Here is a 19238-nt window from a genome sequence, read left to right on the forward strand (position 1 = left end):
GAGAATCGCAGATACAGAAGTAATTAAGTTATGAGAGCTTAATCGAGCTGCTGCTGTCGCTTTTTTGTTTAGGTTTTTCCGTGAAGGAGCCTAACTCTAAGTACTGCGGCATTTTAAGTTGATACTGTCGAACGAAGTGGAACAAGCAGTTCTTTTGTGATTGCTTGTCCTACTGGCAAGATGTCAAATCATGCTGAGCTCTTACTTCTAAATCACCGTTTCTTCGTTTTTTAGGAATTCTCCATATGTAAGTTACAACCCCATTCTTGTTTACTGTTTCCATTTTATCACATTTTAAAATTTTCAGAACAGGAATAACCTACAGAGAGCAATTAGAAAGTGGTATAATGGAAAGGCTTGAAGCAGCAAGGATGAACTAAAACGTTTTCATCCAGTCGAATAATCATGAAACATGAAATAAATGAAATTTTACTGAAAGAAAGTACAGGAGGGGATTAGAATGATAGGAATCAGTTCTTGTTTGGGTGGGATTTGCTGTCGGTATGACGGTCAGGCTAAAACAATTCCGCAGCTAGAGGCATTACTTGCGCAGGGAAAGGCTGTTTCTGTCTGTCCCGAGGTTTTAGGCGGACTTTCTGTACCACGTGAGCCAGCGGAGATAATCGGTGGAGACGGCAAAGATGTTTGGGCAAGTCGAGCTAAAGTGCTGACAGCTAGTGGGGAAGATGTATCTGAGGCATTCAAGCTGGGAGCTGTGTTGGCCTGTGAAAAGTTGAAGGAACAGCAGATCACAAAGCTAGTGATGAAGGAAAATAGTCCCTCTTGCGGCAGTCAAATGATTTACGACGGCAGTTTTTCAGGTGTTCGAAAATCCGGCAGTGGTGTGGCTGCTGCTTACTTTGCAGAGAACGGGATTGATGTGATTACAGAAAATGATTGGGCAGTATTATTGGAGGAATAGCTGGAAAATGGCAGAAAATGAGCGATTGAGAATATTCAACAAGAAATATGAGCCAATCGGTACAGCTCAACGGAATGAAGTACATAGTAAGGGGTTATGGCATGAAACGTTTCATTGCTGGTTCTATTCAATAGAGCAAGAGGATGTGACTATTTATTTTCAAAAGAGGTCAATGGAGAAAAAGGATTTTCCCGGACAGCTTGATATTACAGCGGCAGGGCATTTGCTTGAAGAGGAACGAGTAATTGATGGTTTTCGTGAAGTAAAGGAAGAGCTAGGTATTGATGTGCCGATCGATTCAGCAGAGAGCCTAGGTGTTTTTATTGTAGAAATCGATCTGGAGGACTTCTTTGACCATGAATTCACGAATGTCTTTTTAGTTCGAAAGACGCTGGAGGAAGGATCATTTCTGCTGCAAGAAGAAGAGGTAGAGGGGCTATTTCCGGTTCGCTTACAGCAGTTGAAGGAAATCTTCTACGAGCGAACGGAAACACTTACTTTGAAAGGTGTTTGTCAGAGAAACGGCAAACAGTATTCAGACCGTCAAACCTTCAGAAAAGAGGACTTTTGCGCCAACGCTTATACCTACTATGAGCGATTGATTGATTCTTTTGAAAAAATCCTTGAAAAAGAGAGGAAGACTCTTGACTAATGCAAGTGAAATCGGTAACCTAAAAGGGATTGAGATGGAGGAGAAAACATGGAAATAGAAAAGACAAATCGAATGAACGCCTTGTTTGAATTTTACTCCACATTACTGACTGAAAAGCAGATGAACTATATGGAATTGTATTATGCAGACGACTTTTCTCTCGGAGAAATTGCTGAGGAATATGAGGTTAGCCGTCAAGCCGTTTACGATAATATTAAACGGACAGAAAAGATCATTGAAGAATATGAAAGAAAGCTTCACTTATATTCTGATTATATTGTTAGAGGCGAGCTGCTTGATAAGCTCAAAACCTATTCTGCAGAAACATACCCGAAAGATGAAACACTTATCAGTTATATCGAACAAATTCAGGAAATAGAGGAATGATATTATGGCATTTGAGAGTTTGACAGAACGCCTCCAACAGGCGATGAGTAAATTACGCCGAAAAGGAAAGATATCCGAGGCAGATGTAAAAGAAATGATGAGAGAGATTCGTCTGGCTTTATTGGAAGCCGATGTCAATCTCCAAGTAGTAAAAGATTTTACAAAAAGAGTAAGAGAACGAGCTGTCGGGTCAGAGGTATTGGAAAGCCTTTCACCTGCACAACAAATCGTAAAAATCGTTGACGAAGAATTGACGCAGACTTTGGGGACGGAAACAGCTGAGCTGATCAAGTCGCCGAAGATTCCAACTGTTATCATGATGGTGGGTTTGCAAGGGGCTGGTAAAACAACCTTTGCCGGAAAACTAGCGAATCAGTTGATCAAGACTGAAAATGCCCGCCCGCTAATGATTGCAGCCGATGTCTATCGTCCAGCCGCAATCGATCAGTTGAAGGTCTTAGGGCAGCAGTTGGATGTACCTGTTTTCGATATGGGCACAGACACAAACCCTGTTGAAATCGTGAAACAAGGGATGGCGCTTGCAGAAGAGAAGAAGAATGATTATGTACTGATCGATACAGCCGGTCGCTTGCACATCGATGAAGCATTGATGGGCGAGCTGAAGCAGATCAAAGAAGTTGCACAACCAAATGAGATACTACTCGTTGTTGATGCGATGACAGGGCAGGACGCTGTGAATGTGGCAGATAGCTTCAATCAGCAGTTGGGGATCACTGGGGTTGTCATCACGAAGCTTGATGGTGATACTCGTGGTGGTGCGGCGTTGTCTATTCGTGCAGTCACAGGTGCACCGATCAAATTCATCGGTTCCGGTGAAAAACTGACAGACCTTGAAATCTTCCATCCGGATCGTATGTCCAGCCGTATCTTAGGTATGGGTGATATGCTGACGCTGATTGAAAAAGCGCAGCAGGAATATGATGAGAAAAAAGCTGAAGAGCTTGCTCAGAAGATGAAGGAAAACAGCTTTGACTTCAATGATTTCATTGAGCAGATGGATCAGGTAATGGGAATGGGCCCAATCGAGGATTTACTTAAAATGATCCCGGGAATGAGCCAGATGCCTGGCTTGGAAAATGTCCAGATCGATCCTAAGGATGTAGCACGTAAGAAGGCGATGGTACTTTCCATGACGCCTGCTGAGCGGGAAGACCCTGATTTGCTGAATCCAAGCCGCAGACGACGGATTGCTGCCGGATCAGGAAATAGTGTTGTTGAAGTCAACAAAATGATCAAGCAGTTCAAGGAATCTAAAAAAATGATGCAGCAGATGTCCAATGGCAACATGAATATTCCCGGCATGGAGCAAATGATGGGTGGCGGCATCAAAGGAAAACTTGGCAAAATGGCGATGAACCGGATGGTCAAGAAAAACAAAAAGAAAAAGAAGAAAAAGAAAAAATAGATAGCAGAGAGAGCAGTGCGAAGACAAGTAGTTTCGCTGCTCTCTTTTTTGAAAGGAATGGGGTGAAGCTGTGAATTTGCAAGCGAGTCGAGTGTACATACGTTTGACAGAATTCTTGTTTAAATGCGTCAAACAAGATGTTAATTACAGTATTGCCAAGCATTTGATCGATCATATCGATGATTTTCCGGACATCTATATTGAAGAAATCGCCTATTTATCTAATACGACGCCCGCCAGTGTTACAAAGTTCTGCAAACGAATCGGTTACAGCAGCTTCAAGGAGATGCGTACTGATATCGGCACTTATACAGAGGAGCTGTTTCTGGATAAAATCAGCAATGAAGCAGATGTTGGAGCAGCTGTTGCACAGTTTATCGATCAAGACCAATTGATTCAAAAGAAAATATTTTCCTTATTGGACCAAGAACAGTGTCAGCGAATTGCAAATCAGATCAAACCGATGCAGAAAATTGCGGTTCTGGGAAATACATATTCGTTTTCAGGCGTAAACCTATTTCGAGAGCTGTTAAGTCAGCAGGGATACACAGTTTATGAAGTGAATCGACGAGCCGCCAGTGATATTCTGACTGACTCTTTTAATGGAGTGGAAGCTGTATTTGTCATCAGCTTGACTGCTGACTGGGTTGAAAAAAATCAACAGTTCCTGCGAACATGCAACAAGCCATTGTTTATACTGACACAGTCAGAAAGCTTGGAGCCTAATGAATTTTTTGAAGAGATCATTGGTTTTCATCAATATGATTTTCTTCTTTCATCAAATTATTATTCGCAAAAAGTGATTCACTCATGGATCATCCTGTTATCTATTTATCTAAAGCTAATGTGAATGCAGCAATGTATGATCATTTTTTTTCCATAGATAAGCCGCAGCATAAAAATCATTTTCCAAATTTGGAAAATGATTTTTATTGTTTATGGGCATGACAGCGCTTATATTTTAACTAAGAGATCTCTTAAAAAAGAATTAGGAGGAAAAAAATGAATAATATCATGAGTTTTGTCGAAAACAAGGTAATGCCTCCGATGATGAAAGTGTCTAATCAACGACATCTAAGCGCTGTACGTGACGGATTGATTGCAACAATACCGATCACAGTCATCGGATCTATCTTCTTATTGATTCCATATATTCCCTGGCCGCAATCCTACGTTGATTTTATGGGTAGTAATCCGGACTTGGTCAATAAACTGATTTTACCATTCAATATGAGTATGGGACTTTTATCTATTTATTCTTCTTTTGGAATTGGTTCACGGTTGGCTCAAAGCTATGATTTAGATAGTCTGGCTGGTGGTGTTTCAGCAATTTTTACATTCTTTATGACATTGTCTTTTACTGTGACTGATGAAGGCTCATTTATCAGTACAAAATATTTGGGTGGGGAAGGGATGTTCACCAGTATTTTGACGGCGATTCTGGCAGTAGAAATGATGCGTATCTGTAAGAAATACAATATTGGAATACGCTTGCCTGAACAAGTGCCAAGCAATGTGAGCAGTAGTTTTGAAGTGTTGATTCCTGTCTTTTTCTCTATGACGATCGTCTGGCTGATCACGCATGTCTTGGGTTTCAATGTAAATGAGTTGATTGCGGATATCATTACACCGTTATTGAGTGTTTCCTCAAACTCTATTGCAGCTCCTTTGATGTATGTTCTGCTTACCTGTCTGATGTGGCTCTTTGGTATTCATCCTCAGATTTTGGCGACAGTTATGCTGCCGATCTGGTTATTGAATTCAGAGGCAAACATGGCTGCTGCTCAAGCAGGAACAGCCATTCCGAATATCGGTGTTCAACCGTTTATCTTTACTTTTTTATGGATTGGCGGCGGTGGAGGAACCTTAGCATTATGCGGCTTGATGTGTTTCTCAAAATCTAAGTTCTTAAAAAAATTAGGTCGCTTAAGTATTATTCCGGGATTTTTCAATATCAATGAGCCGTTGTTGTTTGGCTTGCCAATCGTATTGAATCCGGCATTGGCAATCCCGTTCGTCTTAGCACCAGTTGTTTGTACATTCATTACTTATTTTGCTTTTACTACAGGTATTGTGCCTGGTATGGGTTATCCGTTGGCAGCTGTTTGGACGGTACCTGGAGTATTTGCCGGAGTGATTGCAACAGCAAGTATTCGCGGCGGGCTACTCGTTGTGTTCAACTTCCTTGTTTATCTCGTGATCTACTATCCGTTTTTCAAGACCTATGAGCGAAAAATGGTACAGCAGGAGTTGGGAGAAGAGTTGGCAAAATAGTGAAATTGGCAAGAGTGACACTTCATAAAGGCATGTATGATGATGGAACATATCTTGTGGAGTGTTGCTGCTGGGCTAACTGCGGTTTTCTATTGCAGGATAGTTGTTTGATTGAATCAATAATTAGGATAGAGGAGCGTAATCATGAAGAAAAATCCAAATGTATTCCCAGAGAATTTCTTTTGGGGTGGTGCTGTAGCGGCAAACCAACTGGAAGGAGCTTATTTAGAAGGCGGTAAAGGATTGAGTGTTGCTGATATCAACCGCTTTAGAGACGATATCGATATTCGCAAAAAGGGAAATAAAGAAATTGCGTTAGAGGATATCGAATTCGCAGTAAATGACGAAGAAGGGATTTATCCCAAGAGAGAAGGGATTGATTTCTATCATACCTTCAAAGAGGATTTGAAGCTTCTCGCTGGTACAGGCATGAATTCCTTTCGAACGTCGATCAGCTGGGCAAGAATTTTTCCAAAGGGTGATGAGCTTGAACCAAATGAAGAAGGCTTGAAATTTTATGACGCCTTGATCGATGAAATTATTGCAAACGGAATGGAACCGCTGATAACACTTTCTCATTATGAGATGCCGTTATATCTGACAACAAAATACAATGGCTGGTATGATCGAAAAATGATTGATTTCTTTACTCGTTTTTCAGAGGTTCTGTTTAAGCGATATAAAGGGAAAGTCACTTACTGGATATTAGTGAACCAGATGAACTTGATTACCCATGAGTCGTTTAACCATTTAGGCATTCCATCAGATCGTGTAGAAAATCTGGTAGAGGCAAAGTATCAAGGGGTGCATAATGAGTTGATTGCTTGCGGACGAGCTGTGAAAATTGCGAAGGAAATCGATCCGTCATTTCAAATTGGGATGATGTCTTACTATGGCAATTCTTATCCGGCAACTTGTAAACCAGAAGATGTACTGGCGGCTTTGAAGAATAATCAGATGGAGTATTTCTATTCTGATGTTCTGGCAAGAGGGTACTATCCTAGCTATGCTTATCGATTCTTTGAAGATAAAGGGATCAACATTACGTTTGGCGAGAAGGATGAGGAGGATTTAAAGAATACAGTAGATTTTGTGACCTTCTCTTATTATTACACAAGAATCATTGATGCTGAAAGCAGTAAAAAGGAAGACCCAAGCTACGCCAATCCCCACTTGAAAGCAAATGATTGGGGCTGGGCAATCGATCCAATCGGCTTACGTATTGCACTAAACGAATATTATGATCGCTATCAGCTGCCATTGATGATCACTGAAAATGGTATGGGCTTTTATGAACAGTTGAATGAAAATAATACGATCGAAGATGATTACCGTATTGATTTTCTGCGCCAGCATATTGAAGCAATGAAGGAAGCAATTCATGACGGTGTGGAGCTGATAGGCTACTATCCTTGGGGACCAATCGATTTGGTCAGCTGCTCATCCTCAGAGATGAGCAAGCGTTACGGCTTCATTTATGTTGATCTGGACGATTATGGTAAAGGTAGCGGCAAGCGCTACAAAAAGAAAAGCTATGATTGGTACAGACAGGTTGTTGATTCAAATGGAGAGAATCTGACCTAAAGATAGCTGATAGGATTAAAAAAAGAGGCTGAGACAGAAGTGTTTAGCTACAAGCAATAAGCCGGAATTCACGAAAATTGTTTCACAAATTTTTGTTGAATTCCGGCTTATTGTCGTAGGAGCTGCTTCTGACTCGCCGTTTATTCGGATTTAGGGTATGGAAAAGAGTGGCAACAGATTATTGTCCCACTCTCGTTTTTTTGACTAAGACTCTTCCATGTTTACAGCCTCACTCTTTGGCGAAGGTTCTGCTTTAGGCTCAACCAGCTGTCGAGAAAAGATGAAAGCAGAAAGCCCGATAACAGCTGCTGTAAACAGGTAGAATTGCCAGCTGATAGTTATTGTCAATGCATTGGCAATACCAAGAAAGAACACCTGTCCAATGGGTCCGCCTAACAAAACGATGGTCGTGAAAATCCCGTTTGTAACAGCTAAACGTTCCTCATCAACTTCTCGCATCATGTAAGCAGACATCCGTGGGTTGATTTTGCCACTGGTGTAGCCAACAAAGAAGAGGCAGGCAAGCATTAGCCAAACATTTTTTAACCACAAAAAATTTAGTGCCAGAACAGCTAAGGTAGTCATTGTGCAGCTGACGATTCGCAAGGTGGTTGTGTTCTTAAAAAAGTCACCTGTTATCAATGAACCAAGGATTGTCCCGAAGGATACCGTAATACTAATAATGGCTAATGTGTTTCCGTAATTATTTAGAAGCAATTGAGAAATTTCTAAAAGACTGATATTCATCAACCCATCAATGCAAGCGCCTAACGTGTTTACTGCAAGTGCGAAAAGCATGATGATTTTCAAGAAACGGTTGCTGTATAGAAGCTTGATTGTTGTTTTAAGACTTGAACGAAAGCCTTCTGACGAGGTTGCCTCATTATCAGAAAAATTTGATCCCGGCTCAGCATGTTGTAGAATCGTTCTGTGGCGTAAAATCGAAAGTCCGGCGAACAACAAGGTTATCGCATTGATCAAGCCGAAAAGAGAGAAATCGTAGCCAAGTAAAACGATTGCCCAAGCACCAAGCCCTTGAAAGATGATTTGAACTAGCGTTTGTGTCGCCATCTGAAAGCCCATTGCTTCATCCAACGCTTCTTCAGGCAGTAAGCGTCGTAATAAAGGAAGTTGAAGACCTCCGCCATATGCCCCAAGACAATCAGAAACGATGTTTATCATAAGCAAAATCAGAAATAGCGGAACTGTTGCAGGGAGTCGAATGAGTAGTGTCAATGCGCCGAAAAGGGCAAATTGAGCAATTCTTGAAATAATCATCCAACGCGTTTTCTGCTTTGTTCGGTCTGCAAAGTAGCCAGTTAGAATATTCAAAAGGCTGGGGATAAGCAGCGCCATCGAAGCAAGTGAGACAGCAAGTGTTTTAAAGGGTGTTGTACTGGCATAAATAACAAAAACAATATTGAAAAGACTATTGCCGATTCCATTTAGCAAAGCAGCGTTAGTTAGGGCGCGATAGCCTTTGTTTGTAAGATATTCATTCATAAAGAATCTCCTTTAAGGTGTGATTTTTAGCGGCCAACTAATTTCAGTTTGTAACTTTACTATAGCCGAGGTAAGATAGCTATAAGTATAAAATCCACTATAGTAGAAAAAAGGTGATCATCATGAATGAAGGAGAATTATTTCGACAGCTTAGGAAGGATCGAGGCTTGAGTATTCGACAAGTATCGGATGAATTGAACAGTGTTTCCTTTATCAGTAAATTTGAAAAAGGAGATTCTCATATCAGTATCCATCGAATGGAGCGGCTTTTAGAGAACATCAATGTAACAATCGAAGAGTTCTACTATCTGCGTGCGCCAAAAGCTGAAATGGAAATGTTTATTGGTTTTTCTAGTATATTAAGCTATATGACCGGACCCTATTTTGCCTATTTGACTCGGATCGAGATAATCAACAATCAAAATAATCAGCAGGATTTCGAAAAAAAGATTGTGGAAATGAAAAAACTTTCCGCTGAATTGAACAAGGAAATACACTGGCAAAAATATTTGCAGATTTTTTGTCATCTGTTGATTGAATCTTATAAAGCGAACTTACTTGCTTCTGAGGAAGTTGACAGTCAAAAAATATTTGAACGATTTCGGGTGATCAGTCGTCCTGTTGTCAGTTATCTATACAGCGTGGAAAACTGGGGTGTGTTTGAAGTCTTGCTGTTTCGACTTTTTCAGTTTACTTTTCCCATAGAAACGATTCAGCAGCTACTGACTACTGCTGTTTCCAGAACAGAAAAGGAGATTGGGCTGCCTTTGATGAGAGAGCTTCGTGTAAGTCTGCTGTTCTCTGTTTTGACATCGTTTTTGAATTTTCGCTGCTTTAAGCAAAGCAAAGATACAATAGAGATGCTTGAAAAAATACTATATGATACGGAAGATTCAACAAACAGCATCTATATGCTTCTTTTTAAAGGATGGTATCAAATTATTACGGATTCTAAGGAAAAAGGAATAGAAAAATGTCAACAGGCGATTTCTATCTTTCACATCCTGAAGCAGCCGACACTTGCGAAGCATGCGGAATACCTACTGGAAGTCATTTTGCAGAATCGAGAAAACCCGCAAGAGTATATGATGTTTGTTTGAAGAAATAACGGGTTCAGTGAATGAAGCTGAAATTTATTGAAGGAGGAATACTATGGAAAAATGTGAATGGGCGAAAACCAGCGAAAATATGGAAAAGTATCATGATGAGGTGTGGGGTGTTCCGATTTATGAGGATCGTTTACTATTTCGTAAATTAGTCTTGGATATTAATCAAGCCGGGCTAAGCTGGCAGACGATTCTAAATAAAACACCTGCTTTCGATGAGGCATTCGATCATTTTGTTATTGAAAAGGTAGCTGCCTATGACGAAGAAAAAATTCAGGAATTATTGCAAAATCCTGCAATCATACGTAATCGCCGTAAGATCGAAGCAGCTATCCATAATGCGCAGGCGGTTCAAGCTATTCAAGCTGAATTTGGTAGTTTTTCTGATTATATATGGCATTTTACAAGCAACCAGACGATCAATACAAATAGACGGAAAGATGAACCGATGACACCGACAAGCGTGCTTTCAGATACGATCAGCAGCGAGATGAAGAAGAAGGGCTTCAAGTTTATTGGAAGTACGATCATCTATGCATATCTACAGGCTGTTGGGATCATTAATGATCATGAGTTGGAATGTTTCCGCCAACAAGAGCTATCTTAAAGACGCAATACTAATAAAGTATAAAGAATGCTCTAAATCAAAAGGACAGTTGACATTCTTCTGGTTTTTAGTAATAATAAATAGGAAGGGAATGAAGTTCTCCCTAGACAGTTTATGTCAAAACCGCAATTATTCTGCTGATGACTTCTACCACCATTTATTTGGTGTGTAGAGGTCATCTTTTTTTGGAGGTATTTTTATGTTGATCAGGGTTTCTATTGTTATTCTTTTGGGCTTGCTATTGGGGCGAGTGATGAAAAGCCTGCACTTGCCATCACTTGTAGGCTTTCTTTTAACAGGTATTATTTTGGGTCCATCGGTACTGAATGTTCTTTCACCACAATTTCTGGGGCTTTCAGCAGATTTAAGAGAGCTGGCTTTGATCGTGATTTTGACTCGAGCCGGTCTATCCTTGGATATTGAAGAATTGAAAAAAGTTGGCAGACCTGCTTTATTAATGTGCTTTGTTCCTGCAATGGCAGAGATTGGTGCAGCGGTGGTTTTTGCTCCTTTACTTTTTGATTTTTCATTTTCCGAAGCATTGCTATTGGGGAGTGTGATTGCAGCTGTATCTCCTGCTGTAGTTGTCCCAAGGATGTTGAAGTTGATTCAAGAGGGATATGGTGGGAAAAAGCATATTCCACAAATCATCCTGGCAGGTGCTTCTGTCGATGATGTTTTTGTACTGGTTCTTTTTACAGCATTTCTTGGAATCAATCAGGGCTCTGTTTTTACTGCTGGAACTTTATTACAAATTCCGACAGCTATTTTTTCCGGTCTGCTAATCGGAGCAATCATCGGCTGGCTGTTAGCCCAATTTTTTGGTGTCTATCATATGAGAGATTCTATAAAGGTGCTGCTCATTTTAAGTCTATCTTTTCTTTTGATGGGGCTAGAGGATCTGTTAGCGAATTCCTTTGCTTTTTCGGGTATGCTGAGCGTTATGAGTCTGAGCTTGATGCTGTATAGATTCAAAAAGCCTGTTGCAAAACGGCTGTCTGTTAAGTTCAATAAACTATGGCTGGCTGCAGAGATTTTTCTTTTTGTCCTTGTCGGTGCAAGCGTAAATTTATCTTTTGCCTATTCAGCAGGCTGGAAGCCATTTGTCTTGATCTTGCTAGTATCACTGGTGAGAATGCTTGGTGTTCTTTTAGCATTGGCAGGAACTGATCTGTCGGCGAAGGAAAAGCTCTTTTGTACAATCAGTTATCTTCCAAAGGCGACTGTTCAAGCAGCGATAGGCAGTATCCCTCTCGCACTGGGCATCAATAACGGTGAGATGATCCTGACGATTGCAGTCATTTCTATACTGACTACCGCGCCAATTGGTGCATTGGGGATCGATCTGTTTTATACAAGGCTTTTGTCTAAAGATAGTACTAAGGAAGGATAGTCTGGCAAATCCACCAAGTGAAAAAAAGAGGCTGAGACAGAAGTGTTTAGCTACAAGCAATAAGCCGGAATGCACGAAAATTGTTTCACAAATTTTTGTTGAATTCCGGCTTATTGTCGTAGGAGCTACTTCTGACTCGCCGTTTATTCGGATTTAGGGTATGGAAAAGAGTGGCAACAGATTATTGTCCCACTCTCGTTTATTTTTTGATTAGGCTTGGTAATTCGCTTCGGCAAATTTGATAAAGGCATCAACAATGGTTTGAAGGAAATTTTTCGTGCCATCAACGATTGCTCCGTTTTCATCAATTAAGCTAGTGATATTACCAATATATGCTTCAGGTTGTTGTAGGGTAGGGACATTTAAAAATACTAATGATTGTCTCAAATGCTGATTTGCACCAAAGCCGCTGATGGCTCCTGGAGAAACGCTGACAACAAGTCCAGGTTTTTTATCCCATACACTTTGCCCGTATGGTCGTGAACCGACATCTAAAGCATTTTTCAGTACTGCCGGAACTGAACGATTGTATTCCGGCGTGAAGAAAGCGACAGCATCGAGGCTTTTCACTTGTTCTCTAAAAGCTGTCCATGCAGCAGTAGGCGTCCCCTCGTCATCTAGATCCTGATTGTATATTTCTAATGGCGCTAAATCAACAAAGACAGCTTCATAGCCCTCAGGCAATAGCTCAGCTAGTGTTTTAGCTACCTTTTTATTGTAAGAATCCTTTCTTAAGCTGCCTACAAAGAAACCAATTTTTTTTGTCATAACTATTTCCTCCATTCTGATCAATATCTTATCTCAATCATAGGCTTGAAACGGGATAAATGCAAGGAAAACGCTAGGAAAAGGGAATTGTGTTCTTTTCCTGATTCAAGTATAATCAAAGGAACGACGTAACATGGCAAAAGGTGTTTTTAGCATGATTTGGATAAAAAGAATAACGAAGTATCTAAAAAAAGAAAAAGGGGAGTAGCCTTTGAAAAAATTTGATTGGAAAAATGTATTGAACGAGGATGAGAAAAAGCAGGTTCTCAGTTTACAAAAACAGCGGGAATCAGAGCAGTCGATCCATCATAAATTGGATCTTGGATTTGTCGATGGAGAGAAGAGCTATGCGAAGCATTTGCTTTATTGGGAGGATGACCAACTGGTTGGGTATGCTTGGGCGACCAGCTTTGATCCGACTGAGCTTGAACTAACATTGATTCTATCAGAATCAACTGAGGATTTGACTGCTGTTCTTGCGGAAATACAACGCTATGCAAAAGAGCAATCTGTGACGAATACTGTGTTGATTGCTGATCAGGCAAACAAGTTTTTAGCAGATGGGTTTGAGAAGCAAGCGATCGAGAAACAATTTTCTGAATATTTCATGCTGTTGGATTTGGATAAAAACGCATCAAATGAGCAGAAAACTGTTCCGTTAGTATCTCCGAGAGAGACTGATTTACCTGCGCTTGAGCAATTACTAGGTGGTAGTCCATTAGCAGAAGATTTGAAGAATACACGCGTTTATAAAGAAGCAGATCAGGTGCTTGCTTGTATTCGTTTAGATGAAGATCATGGGAATTGGGGAATTTTTGGTTTTGTTGTCCAGGAGGATCAGCGAGGGAAAGGACTTGGTAAACAAGTGCTTAATGGTGCGATTCAGCTTATATTGGAAAGTGATCCTAAAAGTATTTATCTGGAAGTTGAAACAGAAAATAAACCAGCCTATCATCTGTATTTGTCAACTGGGTTTGATGTCCGGAATCAGTATGACTATTATGATTTAAGTAAATAAAAAACCAAATAAAGGAGAGAGGGATCTGATGATTCCTCTTTCTTTATTTGGTTTAGGCAATAAACTGCCCCTGCCAAGGTAGGACTACTATACCATAACTGTTTATTAACAGGCAATACAGCTGAATTTTAAGGAGAATAAATGCTGTTTGTTTTGTTGAACTGGATCGAAAGTGAGAAGGGATGCAAGCTTTTTCATTTATTTCCCGCTGAGTTACGGTATACTTATACTTTGGAGGAATCAAACATGGGCAAGTTAGCAATCATCAGTGATTTACACGTAGATATCAATCAGTTGGGAGAACCCGAGTTGCTTCAGCTGGTTGAGGTATTGAAGACAAAAGAAATTACTCATCTTCACTTAGCTGGAGATATCGCCAATCATGTGACACGACTACTGGAAACCACCAGTTTTATTCGCAGCCATCACATTCCGCTCACTTACAATTTTGGCAATCATGAAATGCCAAGCTTGTCTGATCCAGAGGATATCGAAGCCTATTCAGATGCTTATTTTTTGAATCAGCAGTTCATTGAATTGAATGAACGAGTGGTATTATTGGCATTCAACGGCTGGTACGACTATAGCTTTTCCGATGAAACAGACATTAATAAAATCATTGCTGCAAAAAATCTTTACTGGTACGACCGGTTTATTCATAGAGGAGCAGCAGATCCTGCGGTAAATCAAGCCATCCTTGATAAACTGAGAGGTGTATTGGATCGCTTGCAGGAAGCAGATAAGCAGTTGATTATTGCGACGCACTTTGTACCAAAGCAGGCATTTATTGTTTATCAACAGGGGAAATATGCTCGATGGAATGAGTTGAATGCCTTTTTGGGCTCTGAAAAAACTGGTGCTTTACTGGATCATTATTCTAACATCCAGCAGGTTGTATTTGGTCATACACATCGAAGGTTTGATGAGCAGAAAATCAATGGAACAACATATAGCTGCCGTCCTTTCGGTTATTATTTTGAATGGCAGCTGACACGTGAGTTTGTATTAAGTCAAGGACTTGCAGAAGTGTTCAATCCTATGAAGGCCAGAGGATTGTTGAAGAAGCATCGCGAAGCGTTTCAGGAATTTCGGTCGAAGCATTTGAAGGAAGAGTTTTCAAGAGGGATGACGATCATTGACTATTAGCTGAGAACAGCTAATAGGGTGCGTCTACTGAAGCATAAATCGGCGGATATTCTGATTTTTTTAGGGTGTCAAGAAAAAACTCTTTACAGCTTATGATTAATCTGGTAAACTAGCATTTGTGATTAAGTTATATGGAGGTGTAATTAAAAAATGGCAGTTAAAATTCGTTTAAAACGTATGGGTTCTAAGAAGAAACCTTTTTACCGTATTGTAGTAGCTGATTCACGTTCTCCTCGTGATGGACGTTTCATCGAAACTGTAGGAACTTACAATCCTTTGAAAGATCCTGCAGAAGTAGTTTTAAAAGAAGATTTAGTGTTGAACTGGTTGTCTAAAGGTGCTCAGCCTTCTGATACTGTTCGTAACATCCTTTCAAAAGAAGGCTTGATGCAAAAACATCATGAAGCTAAATTCGTAAAGAAATAGGGTGATTGATTATGACTGATGTAAAAGAGTTAGTATTGACGATTGTTCGTCCGTTAGTTAGTCATCCGGAGGCTGTTTCTTTGGAAATCGAAGAATCTGACAGCTTCCTAGAATATAATTTGACTGTGTCGCAGGAAGATATTGGACGTGTCATTGGAAAACAAGGTCGAGTTGCGAAAGCTATTCGAACAATTGTCTACAGTGTACGCACAGATGGACCTAAAAAAGTTCGTTTGAATATCCTTGATGGACAATAGAAGAATTCAAAGCCGGCAAAACAATTGTTTTGCTGGCTTTTTCTGTCTAATTTGGCAATAATTGAAGTATTAGAGGAGGGGAACATAGATGGAGATGGAAATTCGTACATATAAACAACAATTAATAACGGGATTGACAAGCTATTTCCAGCAGAGCGAACTGCGTGAGGGCTCAGTATTTGTATTAGGCTGCAGCACCAGTGAAATCGTTGGCGAGAGGATTGGAAGCCACTCCACTTTAGCTGTTGGCGAACTGGTGGTTGCTGAGTTATTGGAAATGCTGAATAATAGAGCGTTGTTTTTAGCTGTTCAAGGATGTGAACATATAAATAGAGCCTTGGTGATTGAGCGTGAGGCAGCAGTTGCTTACGGATTTGAAATCGTGACAGTTATTCCTTCGTTACAAGCTGGTGGCGCTGCAGCGACAGCAGCCTATCGATTATTTAGAGATCCGGTTGTGGTAGAACATATCGTTGCAGCAGGCGGCATAGACATTGGGGATACGTCTATAGGCATGCATGTAAAGCATGTGCAAATACCTGTCAGAACTACAGTTAAGGAAATTGGAGCAGCCCACACAACATATTTAAAGTCCAGACCTAAACTGATTGGCGGACCTCGAGCAGTGTATGAATCATAATCGAGAACTGGAAGAGTTGCTAGTAAGCAGCATAGAAAAAAGCCTGAAGAACATGACCCTGCTCATAAGATGATATTGAATCATCCTATGAGCAGGATTCGGTTCTCCAGACTTCTTTTTATTTCCGGTAATCATCTTTTTCTGAATACCTTGATGTCAAAAATTGAAGAGTCAAAGGTGATCTCAGCCTCATCGATCATCAGTCCAAGGAGATGATAGTCTTCTTCTTCATGGTGGGTAATTCCCAAAAGCTCATCATAATAGGACTCGATGCTTGGATCTCTTGGTGTATTCAAAAGCTCCAGTAAATGAAGAACATCAGTTGGTTCTTCATCGATTTTTCCCTGCATTTCAATATAGAATCCTTCGTCAGTAAAGTCCAAACCGATTCGGATATCCTCTATATCATTGGAAAAGAAGTAGGTCAGCAGTTCGTCAATAATTCTTTTTGCTTTTTCTCTTTCCTGCATTCTGTTTCACCTTTCTAATTTGAAAAATATTATCAAGCAGCGGTACCATGATCGCTGCAACAAAACCTGTAGAAAATCCATTATTGTATAGATTCAAACCGCCATGTAAAAAATTGACGTTTGTTACAAGTGCCATATGGAAAAAACCGGCAATCAGTCCATAGAATGGTCCATAGAACCCTGCAATAGGCGCCAAGCTGGTACCGAAAATACCTGCTGTGATCACAACCGTTTGATCAACCTGAAAAACAGAGGATAGCTTAGCTGTAAAGAAAACGCCAATCAATATTGGAAGGCTGTTTAATGGATGGTTACCAAAGGCACTGAATCCAACAGCGCAAAAGATTGCTCCAATGATTGGTCCGTTCAGCGTTCCGTTGCTGATTAGTACATAAAGAACAAGTAAATAGCCCATCATAGCCATATTCATCAGAGTCGGTCCAACCGACGTGATTGAAATGAAGTCAGTAACCAGTTTTCCTGAGGCTTTACTGATGGCTTTCAATCCTTTGAAAGAAAAATGATTTAAAATAAAGCCTGTACAGAACATTAGTGTAAACAGAAACAGTAGGAAAATCAATAGCTTTCCGTTTGCCGATGTAGAAACGATATACTGAATGTCCACTTGCTTGTCAAACATTCTAAGACAGCTTGTAAACAACATGGCAACCAAGCCAGCCGTAAAACCGATGTTGTAAAGGGAAAAGCCTTGATGGAAAATCAGCACATGAGATGCTAACGGTGGTAAAATGATCCCCATAAAAATCCCTATCGCATAGCTTAGCGGAATTCCGATTATCAACGGTAATGATAGTCCAAAAGTGATGTAGCTGACGACTGGAGAGAGTGCGCTGCCGAACAAACTGACAACTATAACGGAAGAAAAAGGCTTTTTTGAGATTCTGGAGTAAATCAATCCTCCTATAATGATCGGAATGGAATTATAAAGATTTTTCCCAAAGAAAGAGCAGCCTGAAACAGTAAAGAGTGCGGCGATAACAGGTCCAGTAATCAACAGCTTGTGTCTTTTTGTCAGCAGCACACTAAGTAAGGTCAGTACACCACTATTAAAGAAAGCGCTGTTAAAGGAACCCAATTGAATATAGTCAGTCAACAGATGACTAGGTGAAGTCAAAATATTGAGTGTTCCGGTTATTAATTGGGGAATCGATCCACTAAAAAGCCCGATAAAAATAAGTAAAAGTGAATAAGAAATGAGAAGAATATAAGACAGGCGGCCGTTCTTTTCTCGAAACTTTTCTTTTTCTGTATGGAGTAGTGTAATACTCTCGTTTTTTATTTCCAAAAAATCCCCCCTTAAAATAAGCTTATACTGTTAATATACCTATAACAGGTAAGCAGGGTCAATAAGAATTATCCAAATTATCATGTTTTTTAATGATTTTCACAATTATTGAGAGAACGATGAGGAAAGAACAGTGTAAAATGGAAGTATACGAACGTCAGGGGATGGATAACTCTATAACCAGAAAGGACACAAAATGGTAAGAAGAAAAGTATATACAAAAGACCAGATTTTGAAGGCATCATACAACATCATCTTGAGAGAAGGCTTTTCGGGAATCACAGCAAGGAATGTTGCTGATAAAATGGGGATTTCTACACAGCCGATCTATTTGGAATTCAAGAACATGGAAGACTTGAAGGTTTCTTTATTACTTCAGATTTATGGCGAGCTGGAGAATCATTACTACAGCAGACAAGCCACAGGAGATCCGGTTATTGACATGGGATTGAATGTTGTTGAACTTGCAAAAAAAGATCGTAGACTGTTTATGTATTTATATATTGATTCTCATGGCTATGGGGACATGCTGCGAAAGCTGTCTTATGAAAAGTTGGAGAAGCAGACACAGCTGTCTGAGAAGTATCAGGAACTTTCAGAAGAGATATTGGCAGATATCTATGAAAAAATCTGGATCACAGCAGCGGGGATAGCTACGCTGTTGGCAACGGATGCCATAATGATGACGGATCAGGAAATAAGCGAAGCGTTGAAAGAATCGATTCAAAAGTACTCATTCTCATGAGTGTTGACCTACTATTGACTGTTTCAGATTGTTTCAAGCTGATCCAGTCAGTAGTATTTTTTATAACATAGGTAAAGAGGAGGCGTTGGAGTGAAAACGATGACAGAAAAAACCTTGATTGAAATCAACGATTTTTGCCAAAAAAAGACCGAAACTCATGTGAAGCCAATGTATGGTGTCAGAGAGAGTAGCGGGTTGGCAAGTATCGCTGTTTCTGTTGACCAGAATGTTTTTGGTGTAGCCGTCTATCCAACAGTATTTAGTAAAGCTGCTTTTCTATGGCGGTCGATCACTAATTATCATTGCTTTTATAATGGAAACAAACGAACAGGAATAGTTACTGCCTACGTATATTTAATGATGAACGGGTTTCGAGTAGCTATTGAGGAGCCGCTGTTTTATGATGCTGCACTACGTATTGCAGCTGGGCAAATGGGGGATGAGGCAATTGAGAATCTTTTGGAAAAATCAGCCCAGCCAGACAATAGCGGGATTGATAAAAGCCTTATTGATATTTTAGAGAAAAGCTATATAGATACGCCTCAGTTGAAAAAGCTGGTTGAACAACTTTCCTTAACTTAAAGATGAAAACAAGAGTGTGTGATAGA

General features: G+C 40.1%; 21 protein-coding genes and 1 riboswitch. Of the genes, 17 read left to right on the plus strand and 4 right to left on the minus strand.

The features are described from left to right. The first annotated feature begins 460 nt into the window (after positions 1-460). The 7 genes from I6N96_RS04880 to I6N96_RS04910 all read left to right on the plus strand — a co-directional run bounded on the left by I6N96_RS04880 (position 461) and on the right by I6N96_RS04910 (position 7245). The gene (locus tag I6N96_RS04880) at positions 461-922 is read left to right on the plus strand and encodes a 2-thiouracil desulfurase family protein (protein WP_209556393.1); all 462 of its coding nucleotides are present in this window, start codon (positions 461-463) and stop codon (positions 920-922) included. A gap of 7 nt (positions 923-929) precedes the next feature. Then, positions 930-1574, plus strand: coding sequence for an NUDIX hydrolase (locus I6N96_RS04885; RefSeq protein ID WP_209556394.1), 645 nt, complete (start codon positions 930-932; stop codon positions 1572-1574). Positions 1575-1622: 48 nt separating this feature from the next. Next, positions 1623-1961, plus strand: a complete 339-nt coding sequence (locus tag I6N96_RS04890; protein WP_209556395.1) for a putative DNA-binding protein — start codon at positions 1623-1625, stop codon at positions 1959-1961. 4 nt (positions 1962-1965) lie between these two features. Then, a complete protein-coding gene (ffh, locus tag I6N96_RS04895) occupies positions 1966-3387 on the plus strand; it encodes a signal recognition particle protein (protein ID WP_209556396.1) in 1422 nt (473 codons plus the stop codon). Positions 3388-3457: 70 nt separating this feature from the next. Continuing rightward, positions 3458-4237: a MurR/RpiR family transcriptional regulator gene (locus I6N96_RS04900; RefSeq protein WP_209556397.1), complete on the plus strand. Its 780-nt coding sequence runs from the start codon at positions 3458-3460 to the stop codon at positions 4235-4237. Between the two features lie 152 nt (positions 4238-4389). Then, positions 4390-5661, plus strand: a complete 1272-nt coding sequence (locus I6N96_RS04905; protein WP_209556398.1) for a PTS sugar transporter subunit IIC — start codon at positions 4390-4392, stop codon at positions 5659-5661. Positions 5662-5805: 144 nt separating this feature from the next. Beyond that, positions 5806-7245: a glycoside hydrolase family 1 protein gene (locus I6N96_RS04910; protein WP_209556399.1), complete on the plus strand. Its 1440-nt coding sequence runs from the start codon at positions 5806-5808 to the stop codon at positions 7243-7245. A 204-nt stretch (positions 7246-7449) separates the two neighbouring features. Here I6N96_RS04910 and I6N96_RS04915 read toward each other — a convergent pair whose 3' ends face one another. Further along, a complete protein-coding gene (locus I6N96_RS04915; RefSeq protein ID WP_209556400.1) occupies positions 7450-8748 on the minus strand; it encodes an MFS transporter in 1299 nt (432 codons plus the stop codon). Between the two features lie 122 nt (positions 8749-8870). On the opposite strand from I6N96_RS04915, the gene I6N96_RS04920 reads away from it, so the two are divergent. The 3 genes from I6N96_RS04920 (at position 8871) to I6N96_RS04930 (ending at position 11854) form a co-directional block, all read left to right on the plus strand. Further along, positions 8871-9848, plus strand: a complete 978-nt coding sequence (locus I6N96_RS04920) for an Rgg/GadR/MutR family transcriptional regulator (RefSeq protein WP_209556401.1) — start codon at positions 8871-8873, stop codon at positions 9846-9848. Between the two features lie 52 nt (positions 9849-9900). Next, a complete protein-coding gene (locus tag I6N96_RS04925; RefSeq protein WP_209556402.1) occupies positions 9901-10461 on the plus strand; it encodes a DNA-3-methyladenine glycosylase I in 561 nt (186 codons plus the stop codon). Between the two features lie 78 nt (positions 10462-10539). Further along, positions 10540-10618, plus strand: a riboswitch (Fluoride riboswitch). A gap of 42 nt (positions 10619-10660) precedes the next feature. Then, on the plus strand, positions 10661-11854 hold the full coding sequence (locus tag I6N96_RS04930; protein ID WP_209556403.1) for a cation:proton antiporter: 1194 nt from the start codon (positions 10661-10663) through the stop codon (positions 11852-11854). A gap of 210 nt (positions 11855-12064) precedes the next feature. Here I6N96_RS04930 and I6N96_RS04935 read toward each other — a convergent pair whose 3' ends face one another. Beyond that, positions 12065-12622 carry an NADPH-dependent FMN reductase gene (locus I6N96_RS04935; RefSeq protein ID WP_209556404.1) on the minus strand — a complete coding sequence of 186 codons (558 nt, stop codon included), beginning with the start codon at positions 12620-12622 and terminating at the stop codon, positions 12065-12067. A gap of 211 nt (positions 12623-12833) precedes the next feature. Between I6N96_RS04935 and I6N96_RS04940 the strand changes: the two genes are divergently transcribed. The 5 genes from I6N96_RS04940 to I6N96_RS04960 all read left to right on the plus strand — a co-directional run bounded on the left by I6N96_RS04940 (position 12834) and on the right by I6N96_RS04960 (position 16109). Continuing rightward, positions 12834-13640, plus strand: coding sequence for a GNAT family N-acetyltransferase (locus I6N96_RS04940; RefSeq protein ID WP_209556405.1), 807 nt, complete (start codon positions 12834-12836; stop codon positions 13638-13640). 246 nt (positions 13641-13886) lie between these two features. Beyond that, positions 13887-14786, plus strand: a complete 900-nt coding sequence (locus I6N96_RS04945; protein ID WP_209556406.1) for a metallophosphoesterase — start codon at positions 13887-13889, stop codon at positions 14784-14786. Between the two features lie 150 nt (positions 14787-14936). After that, positions 14937-15212: a 30S ribosomal protein S16 gene (rpsP, locus tag I6N96_RS04950; protein ID WP_202057522.1), complete on the plus strand. Its 276-nt coding sequence runs from the start codon at positions 14937-14939 to the stop codon at positions 15210-15212. Positions 15213-15223: 11 nt separating this feature from the next. Beyond that, entirely contained in the window at positions 15224-15469 is a 246-nt protein-coding gene (locus I6N96_RS04955; protein ID WP_202057524.1) for a KH domain-containing protein, read from the plus strand. A gap of 88 nt (positions 15470-15557) precedes the next feature. Beyond that, positions 15558-16109, plus strand: a complete 552-nt coding sequence (locus tag I6N96_RS04960; protein ID WP_209556407.1) for a TIGR01440 family protein — start codon at positions 15558-15560, stop codon at positions 16107-16109. A 131-nt stretch (positions 16110-16240) separates the two neighbouring features. Here I6N96_RS04960 and I6N96_RS04965 read toward each other — a convergent pair whose 3' ends face one another. Next, on the minus strand, positions 16241-16579 hold the full coding sequence (locus I6N96_RS04965) for a hypothetical protein (protein ID WP_209556408.1): 339 nt from the start codon (positions 16577-16579) through the stop codon (positions 16241-16243). After that, a complete protein-coding gene (locus I6N96_RS04970) occupies positions 16545-17879 on the minus strand; it encodes a DUF1576 domain-containing protein (RefSeq protein WP_209556754.1) in 1335 nt (444 codons plus the stop codon). Before I6N96_RS04970 ends, I6N96_RS04965 begins: the two co-directional genes overlap by 35 nt. A 202-nt stretch (positions 17880-18081) precedes the next feature. Here I6N96_RS04970 and I6N96_RS04975 point away from each other — a divergent pair, with 202 nt between their 5' ends. Both I6N96_RS04975 and I6N96_RS04980 read left to right on the plus strand, forming a co-directional pair. Beyond that, positions 18082-18630 carry a TetR/AcrR family transcriptional regulator gene (locus tag I6N96_RS04975; RefSeq protein WP_209556409.1) on the plus strand — a complete coding sequence of 183 codons (549 nt, stop codon included), beginning with the start codon at positions 18082-18084 and terminating at the stop codon, positions 18628-18630. Between the two features lie 99 nt (positions 18631-18729). Further along, positions 18730-19212: a type II toxin-antitoxin system death-on-curing family toxin gene (locus I6N96_RS04980; protein WP_245186861.1), complete on the plus strand. Its 483-nt coding sequence runs from the start codon at positions 18730-18732 to the stop codon at positions 19210-19212. The last annotated feature ends 26 nt before the right edge of the window (positions 19213-19238 follow it).

This window comes from Enterococcus larvae (assembly GCF_017830045.1).
In the GTDB taxonomy this organism is placed as follows: Bacteria; Bacillota; Bacilli; order Lactobacillales; family Enterococcaceae; genus Enterococcus_L; species Enterococcus_L larvae.

Coding starts and splice junctions, on each gene's coding strand:
- I6N96_RS04880 (WP_209556393.1), top strand. CDS start 461: ATGATAGGAATCAGTTCTTGTTTGGGTGGGATTTGCTGTCGGTATGAC.
- I6N96_RS04885 (WP_209556394.1), top strand. CDS start 930: ATGGCAGAAAATGAGCGATTGAGAATATTCAACAAGAAATATGAGCCA.
- I6N96_RS04890 (WP_209556395.1), top strand. CDS start 1,623: ATGGAAATAGAAAAGACAAATCGAATGAACGCCTTGTTTGAATTTTAC.
- ffh (WP_209556396.1), top strand. CDS start 1,966: ATGGCATTTGAGAGTTTGACAGAACGCCTCCAACAGGCGATGAGTAAA.
- I6N96_RS04905 (WP_209556398.1), top strand. CDS start 4,390: ATGAATAATATCATGAGTTTTGTCGAAAACAAGGTAATGCCTCCGATG.
- I6N96_RS04910 (WP_209556399.1), top strand. CDS start 5,806: ATGAAGAAAAATCCAAATGTATTCCCAGAGAATTTCTTTTGGGGTGGT.
- I6N96_RS04915 (WP_209556400.1), bottom strand. CDS start 8,748: ATGAATGAATATCTTACAAACAAAGGCTATCGCGCCCTAACTAACGCT.
- I6N96_RS04920 (WP_209556401.1), top strand. CDS start 8,871: ATGAATGAAGGAGAATTATTTCGACAGCTTAGGAAGGATCGAGGCTTG.
- I6N96_RS04925 (WP_209556402.1), top strand. CDS start 9,901: ATGGAAAAATGTGAATGGGCGAAAACCAGCGAAAATATGGAAAAGTAT.
- I6N96_RS04930 (WP_209556403.1), top strand. CDS start 10,661: ATGTTGATCAGGGTTTCTATTGTTATTCTTTTGGGCTTGCTATTGGGG.
- I6N96_RS04935 (WP_209556404.1), bottom strand. CDS start 12,622: ATGACAAAAAAAATTGGTTTCTTTGTAGGCAGCTTAAGAAAGGATTCT.
- I6N96_RS04945 (WP_209556406.1), top strand. CDS start 13,887: ATGGGCAAGTTAGCAATCATCAGTGATTTACACGTAGATATCAATCAG.
- rpsP (WP_202057522.1), top strand. CDS start 14,937: ATGGCAGTTAAAATTCGTTTAAAACGTATGGGTTCTAAGAAGAAACCT.
- I6N96_RS04955 (WP_202057524.1), top strand. CDS start 15,224: ATGACTGATGTAAAAGAGTTAGTATTGACGATTGTTCGTCCGTTAGTT.
- I6N96_RS04960 (WP_209556407.1), top strand. CDS start 15,558: ATGGAGATGGAAATTCGTACATATAAACAACAATTAATAACGGGATTG.
- I6N96_RS04965 (WP_209556408.1), bottom strand. CDS start 16,579: ATGCAGGAAAGAGAAAAAGCAAAAAGAATTATTGACGAACTGCTGACC.
- I6N96_RS04975 (WP_209556409.1), top strand. CDS start 18,082: ATGGTAAGAAGAAAAGTATATACAAAAGACCAGATTTTGAAGGCATCA.
- I6N96_RS04980 (WP_245186861.1), top strand. CDS start 18,730: ATGACAGAAAAAACCTTGATTGAAATCAACGATTTTTGCCAAAAAAAG.